Below are 15,319 nucleotides of genomic sequence, written 5' to 3'. Positions count from 1 at the left end.
CTTCACGCCCGCCTGCACGATAACTTGCCTACAACGAGTAGTTTTAGCAAGGACGTTTGCGGGCGATGGTTTTAGATCCCCTCCATTGGCAAATTAAGCTGGCACAGGACCCTGATGCGCTCTGGAATGAGGCGGTCATTGGTCTGGATGATCTGGCCCAGTGCATCCGCATCATCTGCCTGACGCCCAAACTGTCTGTTCCCACCCAGCCAGAGCAGTTCTGCAATGCGCTTGATTATATCGACCGCGTTCCTACCGAGGCAATCCCCGGCATTTCAAAGGAGATCTGGGAGGGCTTAGAGCGCTGGGAGCCGCGCATTCTGCTGGATAGCGTAGATGTGGTGCAGGCAGGCTTTGCCTATTTCACCGCAGCTATTTACTGGCGGCCACGCTCTGACGTTCTTTCCGACATTAATCGCACCGATGTTGATTTTATGAGGGCTGAGTGATGGTAAACCTGATCAGAGCCCTGACTACAGATGAGCTGATCCGTCGCGGTCCGCCGCAACACTTCACCGTGTCCTCCAAGGTGTGGCGTGAAAAGCTGGTGACGTGGTGGCAAAACCACCCGGACGGTCCTCAGCGCAAGCTTTACCCGGCCCACTATGAAATGCTGTTCATCAACCTGCTGGCCTATGCCTTATCGCTACTTGGCAAAGAAGGACAAGACGCCGCCGACAAACGCTGGCTCCTGTTTGCCACTGGGGCATCGCTGGATGTGGCCGCCGCCAACAATGGCACTTTTCGCCTGAAGGCCAAGGCGGCCACAGTGCAGCTCACCTTCACACTGGATGAACCACGCAGTACCGATCTTGTTTTGCCACGCGGCCTTGAGGTCAGCGCCGGGGCGTTCTCATTTGCACTGGATGAACAGCAGATTTTGAAGGCTGGTGCGCTTTCTTTGAATGCTCGTGCCACAGCTACCCAACCGGGGTTAGAAGCCAACGGACTGCTGCCCGGCCAGATCACGCAAATGTCTGCGGGCTATCCTGATGTGAGTGTGACCAACTCAATCACTAGCGAAGGCGGCACGACTGCAGAAGACGATGGCTCTCTGCTTTACCGCGCCGCCAAAGCCCATGATCGCATCTCCAAGGCCGGACCAAAAGAAAGTTACCGCCAGCAGGCCCGTGCGTTTTCACCTGACATTGCAGATGTGGAAGTGATCCGGCCTGCACCGGGGCGCATTGCGCTTTATGTGTTGCTTAAGTCAGGAGTGCCGAGTGCTCAGTTCTGTGAGGATCTGAAAGCCTATCTGGATCCTGACAGCAAGCGGCCACAAGGAGATGATCTAAGCGTTCATCCCGGTGAATTGGTGAGCGTCACTATTACCGGACCGCTGAAGGTCAATGGAGATTTTGAAGTGGCACGCGCTGCCTCTGAACAGGCCATTCGCGAAGCCGGGATCATATGGTCGCAGCGTTTGGGTGAGTATCTGGCGCTCTCGGCCTTAACGCCTGCCGTACGCCATGTGGAAGGCGTAGTGGATGTGGATCTACATGTGAAAAATCTTGCCTCGCGACAACTTGGTAAAATCCAATTTGCTGTGATTGGTGATGTGGTTCTGGAGCCGGAGAATGACTGACCGGCGCTTTCCCTACACGCTTATACCGCCCAGCATCAATGAGCCACGCACACGGGCCTTGCTGGATGCCTTTGAAGCTATGATCGGTGCCTTTGATTTTTCAGTGCTGTTGCAACGAAACGCAGATGAGACATCCACGGAAGCTCTGCCACTGGCAATGCATGACCGCTCGCTGGAGGAGTTCATCGGGGAAGATGGGCTACCGGAGGAAGCCGTACGCCGTCTTATTGATGAAGCATGGCCGTTGCATGAGGATAAAGGCACTGATGATGGTGTTGCGTTGGGTCTGTCATTGATTGGCGTACGGCCTCATTTTGAGCACTGGTGGCAGCAAGAGCCAGAGGGGCCGCACGATACTCATAATCTCACCGTCTATGTAAATGAGCATCTGTTTGATGATGAGGCTGTGCTGCTCAATTCCAAAGTGCAGATCGCTGCCCTCACCATGGTGGACGCTACCAAACGCTGGTCACAGGATACCAACTTTGAACTCGGCGCTGAATTTGAAACCACACTCAGCCTTGGTCTGGGCGGGGCTTGTGTTGCTCTGGCTCAGCCTATGGGTGCGTTGGGTATTCCAGAGTCTGGGGCAACACTCAGTGCAGGCACTGTGGGCCGTGGTGTCGCTTATATGGCGCGGGTGTTTGAACCTGTCTTGCCACAGTTGGGCACACATTTTGCCTGCGCTGCCACCGCACGCGGCCATTCCTTTTTATCACTGCACGGAGAGCTTTTGCCATGAGTTTAAAAGCGATCAATCCAACACTGACACGCGCTGGTATGCGGGCGATCTTTAACGCATCCGATGCGGGCCTTCATGCGAAGATCACCCATCTGGCCTTCGGCTCCAGTCGTTACACGCCAACTGGAACCGAGAACGGTCTCAAGTCTGAAAAGGCACGCATTGAGATTGTCGGCAGCCGCTATCTGGATGATTTCCAAATGGAGATTACCGCCAAAATCGATGGACCAACCGGCTTCACGCTGGCTGAGCTTGGCGTGATGCTTGAGGACGGCACACTGCTCGCAGTTTGGTCTGATCCTGACACGCCGCTGGCCCAATATACACCTGGTGTTCCGATTGCTTTTTCCTTTGTGCTGGCACTTTCAAGCTTGCCGCAGGATATCATCAAGGTGACGGGCGATGTGGATCTGCAACTCTTCTTTGGCGAGGAGTTTACGCAGCTTGGAACTGCTTTGATTGGCATGCAGCTGCAAAATCAGCAACTCACTGACCGGGTCAGTGAGCTGGAAAAACGGCAGAGCCATATGGGGCACACATCAATCCAAGTCAGCCGACTGGAAGAAAACTTCCAATACCAGCAGGTGAAGATCGACAGCTTGCTTGAACTTATTTCCAGTACCGGGGCGCTGACACTGACAAACAGTAACGCCATTTTTGAGAGTAAGGAGACATTGCAATGAGCCTGACAGGCGAAATCACCAAACTTATCGGTCGCGCCGATGCGCTAATTTCAACCTTCAACGGCAAGAAAAAAGAGATTGAAGCTGCCGTTAAAAATGCCGTCGAAACCATCCCTACACAACGGATCAATCTGTACTTAGATCAGATCAACGGCGATGATACGAATACCGGTCAAAGATCTAATGCTCCACTGCGTTCATTAGACAAAGCATTGGATCTGATTGGCGATGGGCGAAGTGGCGAAATCCGTTTTCTTTCCGATTACACCATGGAAAAGCGACGCTATGTAACTCCGGTCAGTGCGAACATACTTATTCGTAGCTCTGGGGGGGTGCGCAAACTTTACCTTGGTTTACACGCCTTGCCGGATGAGGGATCTGATAGCTGGGATTGGGAAGTAGGCGGATTGTACTGTGCTCATTACGGCTCGTTCTCTTTATCACTTGTTGAGATGCAGGTCATTTTCCCGTCTGCACCAGCTGAAGGAACTTTGGGGTCACCTCGTTATAGCGCTCTGATTGGTTCAAACAGTTTGGCAGGACCAACACATGTTGCTGTTGGGCTGACAAGATGTGACATCGTTCGTCCCGCTGATGGCGCCGGGACCATCCTGGGCGCGGATACCCGATCTGCCAGCCTTTCGGTTCAGTCAACCACCTTCGACAAGGGCCCGATGGCAGGAAATTGGGTTGCCGGGGCCAATGCCGATCAGAAACCTTCAGATCTGGATTGGATCTTATCCAACCTAGAGAGCCTGTAAGTTACTGCAGCTGAAATCAATATAAGAGATTGGGAACCAGTCACATGCGCGATTTGACGATTGAACACCAGGGTAAGACCTATGCAAACTTCGACCTTAAGGGGTTACAGGGTCAGGGCGTGCCACAAGCTGCCATCGACAAAGCACTTTCAGAAGCACGTTTAATGCTGGTCAAAGCGGAATGCCGCAGACGCATCTATGCGCAGGCCAGCTCTGAGACCCAGATAAACATGGCGACCGCGACTGCCGCTGTTGCAGGCAAGGCGGTTGAGGATCGCAGTGCAGAAGACTTGGCGCTTCTCACCAGCACCAAGGCTGCACTCGATTGGGTCAACGCTATGCGGGCCAAGGTGATTGATCTTGCCGCTGATCCAGACACGGGCTTTACGCTGGATGCCAGCTGGCCAGACTGCCCAGCTGATGTGGTTGCTATTGTGGAGCAGTTTTAACAAGCCGGAACACATCCGGCGCACGCCCAAACTGCCCGCACTAATATGAAGCGGAAGGCCCGGAGAAATCTCCGGGCACCGGGCATCAAGCGCCAAGCCTAGCCCAGCCAGTGAAGACAATCATATCATTGCTCCCGCCGCATCAACTCACCAAACAATGAGCTGCGGGACCGTCATATGCGAGATAGGGAATGGGGTCTATCAAGTGCTGCAAATGCGCAGCTCTCCTCCTCAAAAAAGAAGAAAATGCCCTTCAGGGGCGCATCGAAATCAAATGCCGCCGCTGTGGCACATATAATGACCTGAGGCCAGATGAGCCCTTAGAAAATAACAATAAGAAATGACAGTAACTCCCGTCAGACCTACCAAACCTGTGGCCGCTTATATCGGTGGAAAAATGCAACTTGCAAAGCACGTTTCAGCCCGGATTAGCGCGGTCGCTCATCAAACCTATGTTGAACCATTTGTCGGCATGGGTGGGATCTTTTTCCGCCGGGCTGAACAGCCGAAATGTGAAGTCATCAATGACATCTCCGGCGATGTGGTAACTCTGTTCCGCATCCTACAACGCCACTATCCGCAGTTCTTGGAAGTGCTCAAGTTCCAACTGACAAGCCGCTCTGAGTTTGAACGTTTGGTGAAAATTGATCCTGACACGCTGACTGATCTGGAGCGAGCTGCCCGTTTCATTTACCTGCAACGCACTGCTTTTGGGGGCAAGGTAGAGGGACGTAATTTCGGTGTAGACTTACGAGGGGCAAGGTTTGATCTGAGCAAGGTGGTGCCGCTTCTGGAGGACGTTCATGAGCGTTTATCCGGCGTCATCATTGAGCGCCTGCCTTACGCTGATTGCATCAAGCGATATGACCGGGCTGAGACACTCTTCTATCTGGATCCACCGTACTGGGCCTGCGAGGACTATTACGGCAAAGACGTGTTTAACGCTGAGGACTTCCAAAAGCTGACCGATCAACTCAGAGCCATCAAAGGCCGGTTCCTTCTTTCCATCAACGACACACAGCAGATCAGAGAGATCTTCGCTGGCTTTGATCTGGAAGAGGTGAGCCTCAACTACACGATGAATGCTACCCGTCAGAAGGCAGCCAAAGAGCTGATTATCAGTAACTAAAACTGGGGCACAAAAGGGGCGTTAGAAAGCGTTGTAAAGCAGCTCTTCTAACGCTCAAAAATTGGAGGTAAAAGAGAGGATGCGCCGTGCATTCTAAAACGCCCACCTATGCAAAAACTCGCGCCGCGCCACAGATCAGTTTACCGGGGATCGTTGGCTTGGCGGACGACCCACGCCGTTGTATCTCCGTAGAGCGCTACCGAATATCCGTCGTATTCACGAATGAGAGCGCCTAGTTCACCGATCGCCACGAGACGGCTGCTTTGGTCGATAGATTGTCCGGCCTTGTAGCGTTTGTTTGCGTTGCTTTGGATATAACGTTCACCAATCAAGCTCGCTCCGGAAATAGTGATCGACGGGTCTGCAAGGTCTCGTGTCAGGAAGCTGATGAATTCCGGGTTCCGCAGACTTTCTCGGATGAAATTGGAGTAGGGTATAAGATCAATCCCGTTCTCCTTCTCAGCTTTAATGAGGCAATCACGTGTGGCAGCGGGGTTGATTGCTGCTTCTAAGATGAATTGCCGCCGTTCCTTCGGGAAGCTGGTGAGGGCTAATGATTCACTGCCACTTAGAATATCAAGCCAGAGCACAGTGACTGGGATTTGCTGGATAGGAACAGCCAGCCTGTCTGAACACTGTGGGCCTTTTGTCTGAGGTGACATTAGCAGCGGCAAGAACTGCTTTTTCAGCGCTTCGGGAATGACTTTTGTTTCAGCAACATTCATCCATGCAAGAAAAACAACTTCAGCTGCTTCGTTAAGTTCTGGATCCTGAAGTGAGATGCGTTTTAACTGGTACTCTGATTTGTCGGTGGAGATATTCTTCTCATTATTAGGTGAGACAGTAAAATTCCCTGCGAACGAAGGTATGGTTTTGCTGTCTTCGGTCTCTTCGCTATTGGGTTGAGCTGCTTCTGGGGCAGGGGTGTCATCCAAGTTTGGTGTTAAGCGAATGCTGCTCAACAGACGTTGAGTTGCCTTCTGAAGAGGTGTTACATCTTCTTTTCGAATTGAGGACTGTTGTTTGGGGGGCTTGCCCCGAGATACACGGTCTGATGCTTTTTGCACGGCCTGTGATGTTGGAAAACCATCTTGTGCTTTGAGGGCCCTTGCAAGCTCTAGAACTTTTCTCTGGCGCTCTTCAACAGGCTCTTTGGTGTTTGGATCCAATGCGGCCAGAAATGGTTCAATTCCGTCACTGAAGTCGGCTTTTAAGTCGACAACCTGTCCATTTTCCTGAACCAGTTTGACCAATGACCTCAAAGGAATGAGCTCAGCATATTGACGTGAATACGACCGCAAGAACCCTGACCAACGGTCGATATCCTGACTGGCAATGATACCGCTCACTTCAAGCGTCTCATTGTCCAAGCGGAAGATGATTGTGTCATCTATGAGGGCGCGCTTCGCCAGTTTACGGACATCTGCAAGGTAATCTGCAGCTGTTTTGATATTTGAAACAACTCCTGAGATGCCGTTCAATTCCCGTAGGTCAGAGACAAGCTGTGTTGCAGTCGCTTTGTCCAAAATGGAACCACTGAGGATCAGGTTCCCTTGGTTTGACAACGTAAACGTTGCATTGGAACCGCGGGATTGGAGGTATCCAGCAATGTCTTTTTTTAGTGTTTCAATAACGCGGACACGTAAACGCACAGGAACGGCAGTTTGTTCAACTGCATCTGCAATTGCGCGGCGTTCGACAGGTTTGCTCACGTAGCCCGTAAGATAAATTTGATTGTCTACATCTTTACGTAGCTTAAGGTTTTTCGCGAAGGTTAGATCTGCTAAGGCGACTTGAACTGCTGCAATTCCCCCATTTGGCAGAGCGCTTGCCGTGCGGGGGGATATCTGGCCAGTCCCAATGAGGTAGATGCCACCTATGACAACGGCACCTGCTGCGGCACTTAAAGTAATACGTTTACGGTTGGCGGAAACTCGTGCCACAATTGCGGCTACTTGCATTGAGTTCTCGCCAAACATTGTTGCGGAAGCTGTTTTTTCAGCTTTCTGCTCGCCATCTTCTTCATTGGCGTTAAGGGCTTTGCTCAGCGTAGCCCATTGCGCATTTTTTGCACCCAGCGCAATCTTTACAACGCCTATAGTGATGACGTCGAGTGGCTCGATTTCTACCCAATCGGTTTGACCGCTTGAGAGTGTCACGCCGTTTTCTGTCTGCACATCACCTGAATTGGCTGCAATCTCAATCTTGTTATCTTGCAGACGAAGACGCATGTGACTTTCTGCAATACTGAGATCAGCAATTTGCAAATCGTCATTTCTATCAGAACCAAGCGAATACTCACCCGGCTCAAGCATGACTTCTGCACCAGCCTGCTGGCCAATAAGTATTTTGAGGATGAGTTTATTCATTCATCGCCCTATCGAGGAAATTATGTGGGTGACTATTTGGCGTATCGTATAGTGGCTAGGCTATCGATTTACATGCGAGTGTATTCTTCCTCGTGATGAGATAATCAGAGGGAAGTCCACGGTTTAGCATCTGAGAGCTCTACTCGCAGACCTGTAGGTGTTGCTGCAAGAAGAGCTTGGGAATGTCAGGATATATTTCGCGCGCAGGCTTTCACCATATCTGCGTGGGCTTTGACCATGCTGGTCCGCGTTTGGCCCATAGTCGTGTAAGTGTTCACCAGCAACTGTAGGGTGAACATTTTTTCTGTTTCAGCAAGGTTTGATGATTGGGTTTCAATGATCCTCTGGTTGATCTGGTCCATTTCCGTCTGGAAGCGAACGCTGATCGCCAATGCATCCATACCTGCGGTATTTGCAAGTGGGGTAGGGGCGGTGGATGAAATCGTGCCTTGGACACCATCAATAAATGTCGTCATGATATTCTCCTGGTGTGTCGTGCGGCTTTAATGGGTTACTGGGAATTTGTGCAGAACGTCCTTTGCAGCAGTGATGCCGCTCATCACTGTTTGAATGCGCTGGAAATTACTTTCCGTTTGAGGTTGCTTGGATTGTTCCTGCGCCCAAGATGAAAGTTTCTCCAACTTTTTGTTGAGCAGATCTACGTGTTCTTGACCTTTAGCGCTTTTTAAGGCTTCCTCAAGATCTGTTACATAGAGCTCGGAGTTGGTCTTTTCTTCTTCCACGCCTTGGTCCTTTGTTTAGGTGCAGGTTTGCATCTCAAAAGTTTGATTCATTATTTAACAAACTGCGTTCCAACATTGTTCTATTCAGCACAGTGATAGATCGATCTTGTATTTTAATGATCCCAGCACGCTCCCATTCCTTCAAGCGGCGGTTGATATTACTTCGTGTTCCGCGTGCCATAGCGCCCAAATCGCTTTGTGTGACAATTGCGCCGGAGATAACGGATTTGTCGGTTGGGTCATTCCCGGCAGGTGTGCCAATGGATTCCAACAGGCTAAGCAGTGCATGCGCAAGGCGTGCGGACAGGCTCGGCAAAGACAAACACCGCGTAGATTCGATATAAGACCGATAATGCTTTGCGACGACAACAGCCAAAGCACGACAGATTTCAGCGCTTTGCTCACTGATGACGTGGAACGCAGAGCGGCGAATTTTATGAACAATCACTTTTCCAAGCGCACAAGCTGTATCAGCATGCACAGAACGTTGAAATACCCCAAGCTCCCCAAAACTCTGACCTGCAGTGATGATCGCGTACAAGAAGGTTGACCCGTCTTCACGCAGGTGACTCAGCCGAACATGCCCGCTCTCGATGATGTATAAATATTCAGCTTCATCTTCTTGAAGGTAAATATTTTCACCATTTGAGCATGTCTGACGTATTGCCGACTGTTCCAGTGTTGCACAGAGTTCATCGTTCAGCTCTTGAAATAAAGCTGCATTCTCTTTCCAACTGGATTCACTAGAGCAGGAGGCCTCAGTATTAAAGAACTTAGATGCACCTCTACCTAGGCTTGCATCAAATACTGCCTTTTCCATGGAAAACTACCGTATCCTCTTTATTATTGAAGTACAGCTAATTTAGAAAAAGAAGATATATTGTTCTCAGTAGAGCAAACATACTTCATTTTTTTACTATTATACTCTACCAATATTCTTCTCACTGTTTTTCATTCTTATTTCAAGTTTGTTAAACTTTGGATCTTCCTTTAATCTATAACTAATACAGCCAATGATCGAGTCAAGTCTTGCTGCCGCGATCTAACTTATATTTTAATGGAAAACCCCTATATCCGTCGAGAATTTGATTTTAGGTGCGAAAAAGTCACGATTTCCCTGGGTAATGTGAACAGCTTTGAGTCATTTTTGGTTTGAAACACGAATTTACGTTCACTTGTTGAAGTTGCATGATCACAATTTATCCATCTCTGCGATTAGAAAATCCACTGTCTGTTCCAGTAATGCAGGGCTAAGTTGTACTGCGTTGTAAGAAACAGCCAGGTGCGCCATTCCATCTTTGGATCGAGCAGCATGTAGATTGTTTCCAAGCTCGGGTCGAAAGCCTGCTTTTCGAAGAAAGGCTTCATTTCGGTTCATTGAATGGCTCGTTGCAGCGCGTCCAAGACTCACAACCAATGAGTGGCCTTGATTAACAGGTGTGAAGGTGAGTTCTCCAGACTCTGAAAGTAAAAACGATAAACTTCCATCTTGCTGTGGTGTGAATGGCATTTTCATGTTGCTGGCAAATGCTTCCAGATTTGACTGAACCGCGTTCGAAAATTGCATTCAAAACTCCCTACGTGTTTGGGTAATTTCTTAGTCAGCCCCTAACTCGTTAGAAATTAACGGCAGAGGAAACATTTCAATGGCTGGGGGCCGGAGGAGCGTTATCCATAGCTGCTGGGTTTTCTGCGGCTGTTTGATATTGCTCTTCCTCTAATATCGTCAGCTGCTCAGAAAGGCCCAGCAACGTGTTGAATTGCTGTACTCTGATGTTGTCATTGGTAATGATTGTCTCAGGTACATCACGATGCAACGCCAGTAAGTTGTTTGTATAGCTTAGGGATGCTGCGAGGCCAGCTGGTGCAAATGGGGCCACCAGACCTTGCGCGTCTGCAGGGGCGGCTACAGATTTACCAAGATAATGGAAGAGGTCACTGGCCATCTGTTCCAGTCCGACGTCTACCGCAATGCTGCTAAATCCCTGAGAACTTCGTCCGGTCAATTTTGTTGCAACGTGCACACCTTCAAATACGGTTCGAAGACTTTTCAGTTTCCCAAGTTCCGTCAGCACAGCCTCAAGGTGGGCTGGTTCATCTTGAGTGTCAGCTTGTTCCAACCCTTGTCTCGCAGCTTCTGTAAACAGATTGACCACATCATCAAACGAGCTGAGCGGGGTTTCCGATACTTCTTTTGAAACGCTTTGTGAGGTGTGCTGTTGTAACTGTCTGTGTCTGGAAATGAGTTTTCGGAATCTGTCGAAGATTATCCCGAAGTTTGGTTCATTCCGCAACATTTCACGGTAGTTCTTGCGCACGGTTGCAGGGTCGGAGCTAATGTCGTCTGCGTTGTCATGCGCGAGTTTCGCAACTGCCAATCCTGCTCTGACATCCTTACCGAGATCTCCGCTTTCCATTGTTTTACGCGCATTTAACAGGGCATGGAGCAGAGCGTCGTCAGCACCTGTGGTTTCGAAGTGCTCGATAGCAATCTGTAAAGCGGCATATTGATGAGTTACGTCTCCATCAAATTGCTGCAAAAATCCGAACACATCTTGAGGTGTAATTTGTCCACCCGTTCGACCTCCTGTGCTTTGCTTGTTCTGGAAGTCCTGTAACAGATTTACCATGCCTTGAAGCTTGTCCTTGGAGGGTAAATCTGGGAGCTTGTCATAAAATTCTGCAATCCGGGTGATTGCTTCTATGTTTGTTCCTTGTCCCTGACGGACAGATCTTACTTCCAGCGAGCGCTTATCTAGGCGGGAGGAAAGGGCTTGGCCCAATTCTTCTGCTGCATCGGTCAACTTTGACGGATTGCTGAGCTGCATGACGCGTTCATTTCTGCGTTGGCCCATTGCCTCCGCTATCAAGGGGGCGCCAACTGGAGACTCGGCATTGTGAGTGGCAATTGTTGACCTTAAAACTTCTAAGCTCATAAGAGTTCACCCCCGTGATAATATGATTCAGTATATGACTTACTCATACTGCTTTTGTGGGGGGTAATTGTGCCGGGCGACACAAGTCTGAGTGCGCCTTTTAGCTAATTTGTAAGATGTGATTGAACTGAGCTTGTGTCGGTGTGCCGAGCAATACAGCGCTGCCCGAAAATCCGTGGCTTATTATCGCCAATTATTGGTTTTTAGTAGTGGTTGTGTGATGAGGACTGAGTCAGATCTAGTTGATTTACTTCCAGAATTTACTGGTGCTCCTGGTGAGGCGAATGCTTTGTCTATCTATTTGGATGTGGCTATTTCCCTGTGTGAGAGTAATGAAGAGAAGATTACGGCTGCCGACTGGGAGTTGGTTTCACAACAAATCGCGATAAATATAAAAGAGCTTTTGGAATTTTCTGTGGTTCAAAATGATCCACACGCGCTTAAGCTAATTGCCCGGCTGATCTCATCCAGGAATTTCGTTGATTTTATTCAAAGTTATGATGCGATTGCTGCTCACTACACTCTCCTCCTAAATGCTCAAAAGAATGAACAGGAGGCCGCTCAATCATCTGTAGCGAAGCCTCAAAGAAATGCGGGTCGTACTCGCCTTATCCTCTAAAATATGGAGATTAATACATGGTAAGCAGTGTAGGTCCATCCGCATCAAATGCCCCAATTCAGCCTCCTGTAGAGCCTGATGGCGAAGGTGAGGCGCCTCAAGCCCAAAGTCCTTCTGAGGTGAATGTTGCCTCTGCGCAGGCTGAAGCTCCGAATCCTGCAGATTCTCAAACCAGCATATGGGGCAGTTTTTTGTCCAATCTGCCTGCTGTTGATCCAGATTTTGAGAACCCATTGCTTTCTATTCCGGGAACGCAGGCTTATTCAAGTGATCCAACTCGTTACAATGCTTTTGTTGCGAGGGTTCTGGTCGATCCTGCTACGACTGTGGCAGATGAGGATTTGCCAAATAACTTTAGTAACCCCACGCCACAGCAGTTTCTTTCCTGGCACCCATCCGTTCAGCTCCGGTATTTTCGCGACAATTTTTCTGAGGAAGACATTCGTAACGGAAACACCAAGATTGGGTCTGGTTCCGATGAAATTGGTATTATTCGGTCTGATGACAAGCGTGACATCATCGTCGTCAACAACCTGACACAGTCGACTATTGCTCAGCTATCAACGAGTGAACAAGAACGTCTTGCTGCCTCTGACATTTTTAGATCTAAGGTTGCCCCGCTTCTGGACTTATTGCCAAATGCCACGACATCTTTGTCTGATAGCAGGACTGTGATCACTGGACTAATCGATGCGGAAATTGCAAAAATCAACAACAAGCCTTTGAACAACAAAACATCCAGTTCTGATCGCCAAACATTCAACAGTGATAAACAGGTCTATATCGAGCAGCTGGAGTTATTTAAGGCGAATATTTCCACCACAGCTGTGTTTTCTCGCTCTGGTCTAGCGACGCAATTGCAAGAGGTCATCAAGCGGTTTGAGCGCGCGCACTCATTTTTTGATGTGCCCACACCAAGTTCAACAAGTCCCGCCGGTAGTGCTCGAAATTTTGTAAGCTCGGATGGGAATGTATCCATCAACAAAGGTTACAGGGTCTTTATAGAGCAAGAGCAGCGGATTTTATCTATCAAGGAGGCCGAGCTGCAAATGCTGCAGCTGCAGGGTATCGCCGGTACGGATAGCAATGGAAACAGTATTGTGTCGCGCTTGGATGTGCCAACGTTGGTCGCTCTTATCCAAAATCAGAACAGCTTGAAATTGCAGGCCGTTATTACTATGCGAACTGAGCAGCTGACACAATTGAACCAGCTGAGCCAAGCCTATTCCGAGATGCAGCGTCTGGTCAACGAAACGCTTAAGAGTTTTACTCAGACTGGTAAGGATGCTGAAAAGGAAAAGCACAGCCTAGCAGTCAATTTGGGGTCTGCAAGCCAATTCACGAAGTCCGTCTTTTTTATGTTTGAGGACGTGGCTTCTGGTGCGCCGCATCCAGTGGAAACTGATTTTAATGCGACGCGACCAAGCCATGACATGCTCAATAATGGAAATGGCAATTTGAATGAGTTTAGCCGAACTCAATGGGAGAGGTTTTCGACGCAGCTCAGTGATGCCGTTACTTTGCTGAATCCGCAATTGCTGACGAATGATATCAACCAGGATAATCGTGAACAAAACCGAGCCTTTGAGCAGGCCACAGGTACGGTTCGACGTGGCTTTGATCTGAATATTCAGATTGCTCGTGGCTTTAACTAATTTGGCTGAATTACGAGGTGTAGCTCCAGCGAAATAATGCTGGGGCTGCTTTGTTTTGGATAGGAAGACATATCGGATGCGTGTAGCGTCAATTACGATTGGTGTTGATGAGGTCTCCAGCTGGAAGGTTGAAGATCATGTACAGCTGCCGGAAGGTAAAAAACTTGCGCCTGTCTTTCTTCCGGAGGTGCGTCCACTCAACGAAATCTTGCACCGCCCTACATTGGATGAGCGGCTTCCATCGCTTTTGCAGCCGAACCTTTCCCACACCGACATCCTTCTTCCATCTGAGTTGAGTGAGTTGCGGAAGGAAATTCAACGCATGTTTGCAGCGGCTGCAGCTCGCGAGCAAGGTGAAAAACGGCGTATTTTAAAGGATATTGCTTCACTTTTGATGGGTGACGTTATCTTGGATGAAGACTTGCAGTCAGCTCTTGCAATGTTGCTACAGGGGTAGATGCAGTATGACTGATGTTACGCCACGCCGACGAGATTTCTTGCTGCTAAGCGTCTATATAATGACGCAGAACTGTAAGTATAGTGAGGCCCTCACTATGGTGCAGGCGATGCTCATCTTGGGTGATTGTTCAAAAGAGACCTTGTTGGCGCGTACGACCTTGCTGTTTTTGTTGAATCGTTTTGATCTTGCTCTTGAAAGTCTGCGGGAGTTGGATGCACTGGATCCATTAGAGCAGTTTGGCAAATATGTGCGTACAGATGAGCAGTCGATGCGCCATTATATTCGAGCACGGTGTCTTTACACAATTCATGATGCTGATAAGGCCAAGGATGCGATTGATATATACTTGGGTAACAGACGAGAACGCCTTTCCTCTTAAATTGCTAATATATAATCCAGTCATCCTCATAATGAAATAGCATGTTATTGTAATGACTTACGCCGTCGTCGGCGCGCGATGGTGACTATGCTTCAGATGTGGTTGTCCGTATCTGGATTGATTTTGTGTATATTGCATTCTGGAGTGTTCTGTTTAGCACAGAGGCATTTGTGAGCATGGGCTAATGCTATTTCAATGCTGGTATAGCTTGAAATAAAGAAAGAGCCTCATGTCACTTCTGGATATGTCCGCACCGTCACCTGAACTCTTTGTGGAAACCATAAAAGAGATTGCTGGACCTCTTATGGAGCAGGTCGACGCGCTCGGGTTCAAAGATGAGAAATTTTATCAATTGATGAAACAGGGCGTTTCTATCTCTGAGATGCTGGATCTTTCCAAGGATGAGTTGGCTGCCGTTTATGAAATGGCCCGTCGCAATATATCTGTTGGGCAGATTGAGAAGGCCAAGGCTCTTTTTATCATGTTGGTGCAGATCGCCCCGATGGAAGAGCATTTTACCTATGGTCTAGCTATGACCTATCAGGTTCAAGGCGATGTGCGGATGGCAGTGAAGCTCTATCTCTACTTTATTAGTATGGATGCGACCAACCCTCAAGGATATTTGCGCCTTGGTGAATGCTTGATGGCTGCAAAAGAATACCATGAGGCGGGTGATGCATTTGAGGCCGCTCTGCGGATGTTTACTAATCCAGTCAAAAATTATGATGATCGCAAATACGCGCAGAACATGATGAAAAGTGCGCGTAAGCAGTTAGTTTAATTCAGAAACTTAAATTGTAAAACTTTAA

The 15,319-nt window shown here is 48.9% G+C and carries 18 protein-coding genes; 12 read left to right on the top strand and 6 right to left on the bottom strand.

Going from position 1 to position 15,319, the window contains the following annotated elements; translation table 11 throughout:
* The first annotated feature begins 65 nt into the window (after positions 1-65).
* The 7 genes from BLS62_RS14975 to BLS62_RS14940 all read left to right on the top strand — a co-directional run bounded on the left by BLS62_RS14975 (position 66) and on the right by BLS62_RS14940 (position 5,349).
* Positions 66-449, top strand: coding sequence for a hypothetical protein (locus tag BLS62_RS14975; protein WP_208990874.1), 384 nt, complete (start codon positions 66-68; stop codon positions 447-449).
* Positions 449-1,585: a baseplate J/gp47 family protein gene (locus tag BLS62_RS14970; protein WP_093182240.1), complete on the top strand. Its 1,137-nt coding sequence runs from the start codon at positions 449-451 to the stop codon at positions 1,583-1,585. Before BLS62_RS14975 ends, BLS62_RS14970 begins: the two co-directional genes overlap by 1 nt.
* Positions 1,578-2,327, top strand: a complete 750-nt coding sequence (locus BLS62_RS14965) for a phage tail protein (protein WP_093182237.1) — start codon at positions 1,578-1,580, stop codon at positions 2,325-2,327. Before BLS62_RS14970 ends, BLS62_RS14965 begins: the two co-directional genes overlap by 8 nt.
* Positions 2,324-3,010, top strand: coding sequence for a phage tail-collar fiber domain-containing protein (locus BLS62_RS31710; RefSeq protein WP_208990873.1), 687 nt, complete (start codon positions 2,324-2,326; stop codon positions 3,008-3,010). The genes BLS62_RS14965 and BLS62_RS31710 overlap by 4 nt, the downstream gene beginning before the upstream one ends.
* The gene (locus BLS62_RS14955) at positions 3,007-3,771 is read left to right on the top strand and encodes a hypothetical protein (protein ID WP_093182235.1); all 765 of its coding nucleotides are present in this window, start codon (positions 3,007-3,009) and stop codon (positions 3,769-3,771) included. The genes BLS62_RS31710 and BLS62_RS14955 overlap by 4 nt, the downstream gene beginning before the upstream one ends.
* Positions 3,772-3,815: 44 nt before the next feature.
* Complete coding sequence (locus tag BLS62_RS14950; protein WP_093182232.1) at positions 3,816-4,220, top strand: hypothetical protein; 405 nt, start codon at positions 3,816-3,818, stop codon at positions 4,218-4,220.
* Positions 4,221-4,560: 340 nt separating this feature from the next.
* On the top strand, positions 4,561-5,349 hold the full coding sequence (locus tag BLS62_RS14940; RefSeq protein ID WP_093182226.1) for a DNA adenine methylase: 789 nt from the start codon (positions 4,561-4,563) through the stop codon (positions 5,347-5,349).
* A 140-nt stretch (positions 5,350-5,489) separates the two neighbouring features.
* Here BLS62_RS14940 and BLS62_RS14935 read toward each other — a convergent pair whose 3' ends face one another.
* The 6 genes from BLS62_RS14935 to BLS62_RS14910 form a co-directional block, all read right to left on the bottom strand.
* Entirely contained in the window at positions 5,490-7,718 is a 2,229-nt protein-coding gene (locus BLS62_RS14935) for an FHA domain-containing protein (RefSeq protein WP_093182224.1), read from the bottom strand.
* A gap of 185 nt (positions 7,719-7,903) precedes the next feature.
* Positions 7,904-8,194 carry a hypothetical protein gene (locus BLS62_RS14930; protein ID WP_093182221.1) on the bottom strand — a complete coding sequence of 97 codons (291 nt, stop codon included), beginning with the start codon at positions 8,192-8,194 and terminating at the stop codon, positions 7,904-7,906.
* 27 nt (positions 8,195-8,221) lie between these two features.
* The gene (locus BLS62_RS14925) at positions 8,222-8,461 is read right to left on the bottom strand and encodes an EscE/YscE/SsaE family type III secretion system needle protein co-chaperone (protein ID WP_093182218.1); all 240 of its coding nucleotides are present in this window, start codon (positions 8,459-8,461) and stop codon (positions 8,222-8,224) included.
* 34 nt (positions 8,462-8,495) lie between these two features.
* Complete coding sequence (locus BLS62_RS14920) at positions 8,496-9,281, bottom strand: Crp/Fnr family transcriptional regulator (RefSeq protein ID WP_093182215.1); 786 nt, start codon at positions 9,279-9,281, stop codon at positions 8,496-8,498.
* A 372-nt stretch (positions 9,282-9,653) separates the two neighbouring features.
* Complete coding sequence (locus tag BLS62_RS14915) at positions 9,654-10,028, bottom strand: hypothetical protein (protein WP_093182212.1); 375 nt, start codon at positions 10,026-10,028, stop codon at positions 9,654-9,656.
* Between the two features lie 76 nt (positions 10,029-10,104).
* Entirely contained in the window at positions 10,105-11,397 is a 1,293-nt protein-coding gene (locus BLS62_RS14910; RefSeq protein WP_093182211.1) for an HrpJ domain-containing protein, read from the bottom strand.
* Positions 11,398-11,572: 175 nt separating this feature from the next.
* Between BLS62_RS14910 and BLS62_RS14905 the strand changes: the two genes are divergently transcribed.
* From BLS62_RS14905 to BLS62_RS14885, 5 genes are all read left to right on the top strand, one after another.
* Complete coding sequence (locus BLS62_RS14905; protein ID WP_143521569.1) at positions 11,573-12,016, top strand: hypothetical protein; 444 nt, start codon at positions 11,573-11,575, stop codon at positions 12,014-12,016.
* A 17-nt stretch (positions 12,017-12,033) separates the two neighbouring features.
* The gene (locus BLS62_RS14900) at positions 12,034-13,671 is read left to right on the top strand and encodes a hypothetical protein (protein ID WP_093182207.1); all 1,638 of its coding nucleotides are present in this window, start codon (positions 12,034-12,036) and stop codon (positions 13,669-13,671) included.
* Between the two features lie 76 nt (positions 13,672-13,747).
* Positions 13,748-14,128, top strand: a complete 381-nt coding sequence (locus BLS62_RS14895; protein ID WP_093182204.1) for a type III secretion apparatus assembly protein SctX — start codon at positions 13,748-13,750, stop codon at positions 14,126-14,128.
* A 7-nt stretch (positions 14,129-14,135) separates the two neighbouring features.
* Positions 14,136-14,510, top strand: a complete 375-nt coding sequence (locus BLS62_RS14890) for a hypothetical protein (protein ID WP_208990872.1) — start codon at positions 14,136-14,138, stop codon at positions 14,508-14,510.
* 229 nt (positions 14,511-14,739) lie between these two features.
* Positions 14,740-15,291, top strand: coding sequence for a hypothetical protein (locus tag BLS62_RS14885; protein ID WP_093182202.1), 552 nt, complete (start codon positions 14,740-14,742; stop codon positions 15,289-15,291).
* Positions 15,292-15,319: the final 28 nt, after the last annotated feature.

Origin of the sequence: Pseudovibrio sp. Tun.PSC04-5.I4 (assembly GCF_900104145.1) — a bacterium.
In the GTDB taxonomy this organism is placed as follows: Bacteria; Pseudomonadota; Alphaproteobacteria; order Rhizobiales; family Stappiaceae; genus Pseudovibrio.
This window is presented reverse-complemented; position numbering and strand designations above follow the sequence as displayed.

What these genes read in the sequence shown, in the direction of transcription:
- BLS62_RS14975 (WP_208990874.1), top strand. Translation starts at nt 66, where the DNA reads ATGGTTTTAGATCCCCTCCATTGGCAAATTAAGCTGGCACAGGACCCT.
- BLS62_RS14970 (WP_093182240.1), top strand. Translation starts at nt 449, where the DNA reads ATGGTAAACCTGATCAGAGCCCTGACTACAGATGAGCTGATCCGTCGC.
- BLS62_RS14965 (WP_093182237.1), top strand. Translation starts at nt 1,578, where the DNA reads ATGACTGACCGGCGCTTTCCCTACACGCTTATACCGCCCAGCATCAAT.
- BLS62_RS31710 (WP_208990873.1), top strand. Translation starts at nt 2,324, where the DNA reads ATGAGTTTAAAAGCGATCAATCCAACACTGACACGCGCTGGTATGCGG.
- BLS62_RS14955 (WP_093182235.1), top strand. Translation starts at nt 3,007, where the DNA reads ATGAGCCTGACAGGCGAAATCACCAAACTTATCGGTCGCGCCGATGCG.
- BLS62_RS14950 (WP_093182232.1), top strand. Translation starts at nt 3,816, where the DNA reads ATGCGCGATTTGACGATTGAACACCAGGGTAAGACCTATGCAAACTTC.
- BLS62_RS14940 (WP_093182226.1), top strand. Translation starts at nt 4,561, where the DNA reads ATGACAGTAACTCCCGTCAGACCTACCAAACCTGTGGCCGCTTATATC.
- BLS62_RS14935 (WP_093182224.1), bottom strand. Translation starts at nt 7,718, where the DNA reads ATGAATAAACTCATCCTCAAAATACTTATTGGCCAGCAGGCTGGTGCA.
- BLS62_RS14930 (WP_093182221.1), bottom strand. Translation starts at nt 8,194, where the DNA reads ATGACGACATTTATTGATGGTGTCCAAGGCACGATTTCATCCACCGCC.
- BLS62_RS14920 (WP_093182215.1), bottom strand. Translation starts at nt 9,281, where the DNA reads ATGGAAAAGGCAGTATTTGATGCAAGCCTAGGTAGAGGTGCATCTAAG.
- BLS62_RS14915 (WP_093182212.1), bottom strand. Translation starts at nt 10,028, where the DNA reads ATGCAATTTTCGAACGCGGTTCAGTCAAATCTGGAAGCATTTGCCAGC.
- BLS62_RS14910 (WP_093182211.1), bottom strand. Translation starts at nt 11,397, where the DNA reads ATGAGCTTAGAAGTTTTAAGGTCAACAATTGCCACTCACAATGCCGAG.
- BLS62_RS14900 (WP_093182207.1), top strand. Translation starts at nt 12,034, where the DNA reads ATGGTAAGCAGTGTAGGTCCATCCGCATCAAATGCCCCAATTCAGCCT.
- BLS62_RS14895 (WP_093182204.1), top strand. Translation starts at nt 13,748, where the DNA reads ATGCGTGTAGCGTCAATTACGATTGGTGTTGATGAGGTCTCCAGCTGG.
- BLS62_RS14890 (WP_208990872.1), top strand. Translation starts at nt 14,136, where the DNA reads ATGACTGATGTTACGCCACGCCGACGAGATTTCTTGCTGCTAAGCGTC.
- BLS62_RS14885 (WP_093182202.1), top strand. Translation starts at nt 14,740, where the DNA reads ATGTCACTTCTGGATATGTCCGCACCGTCACCTGAACTCTTTGTGGAA.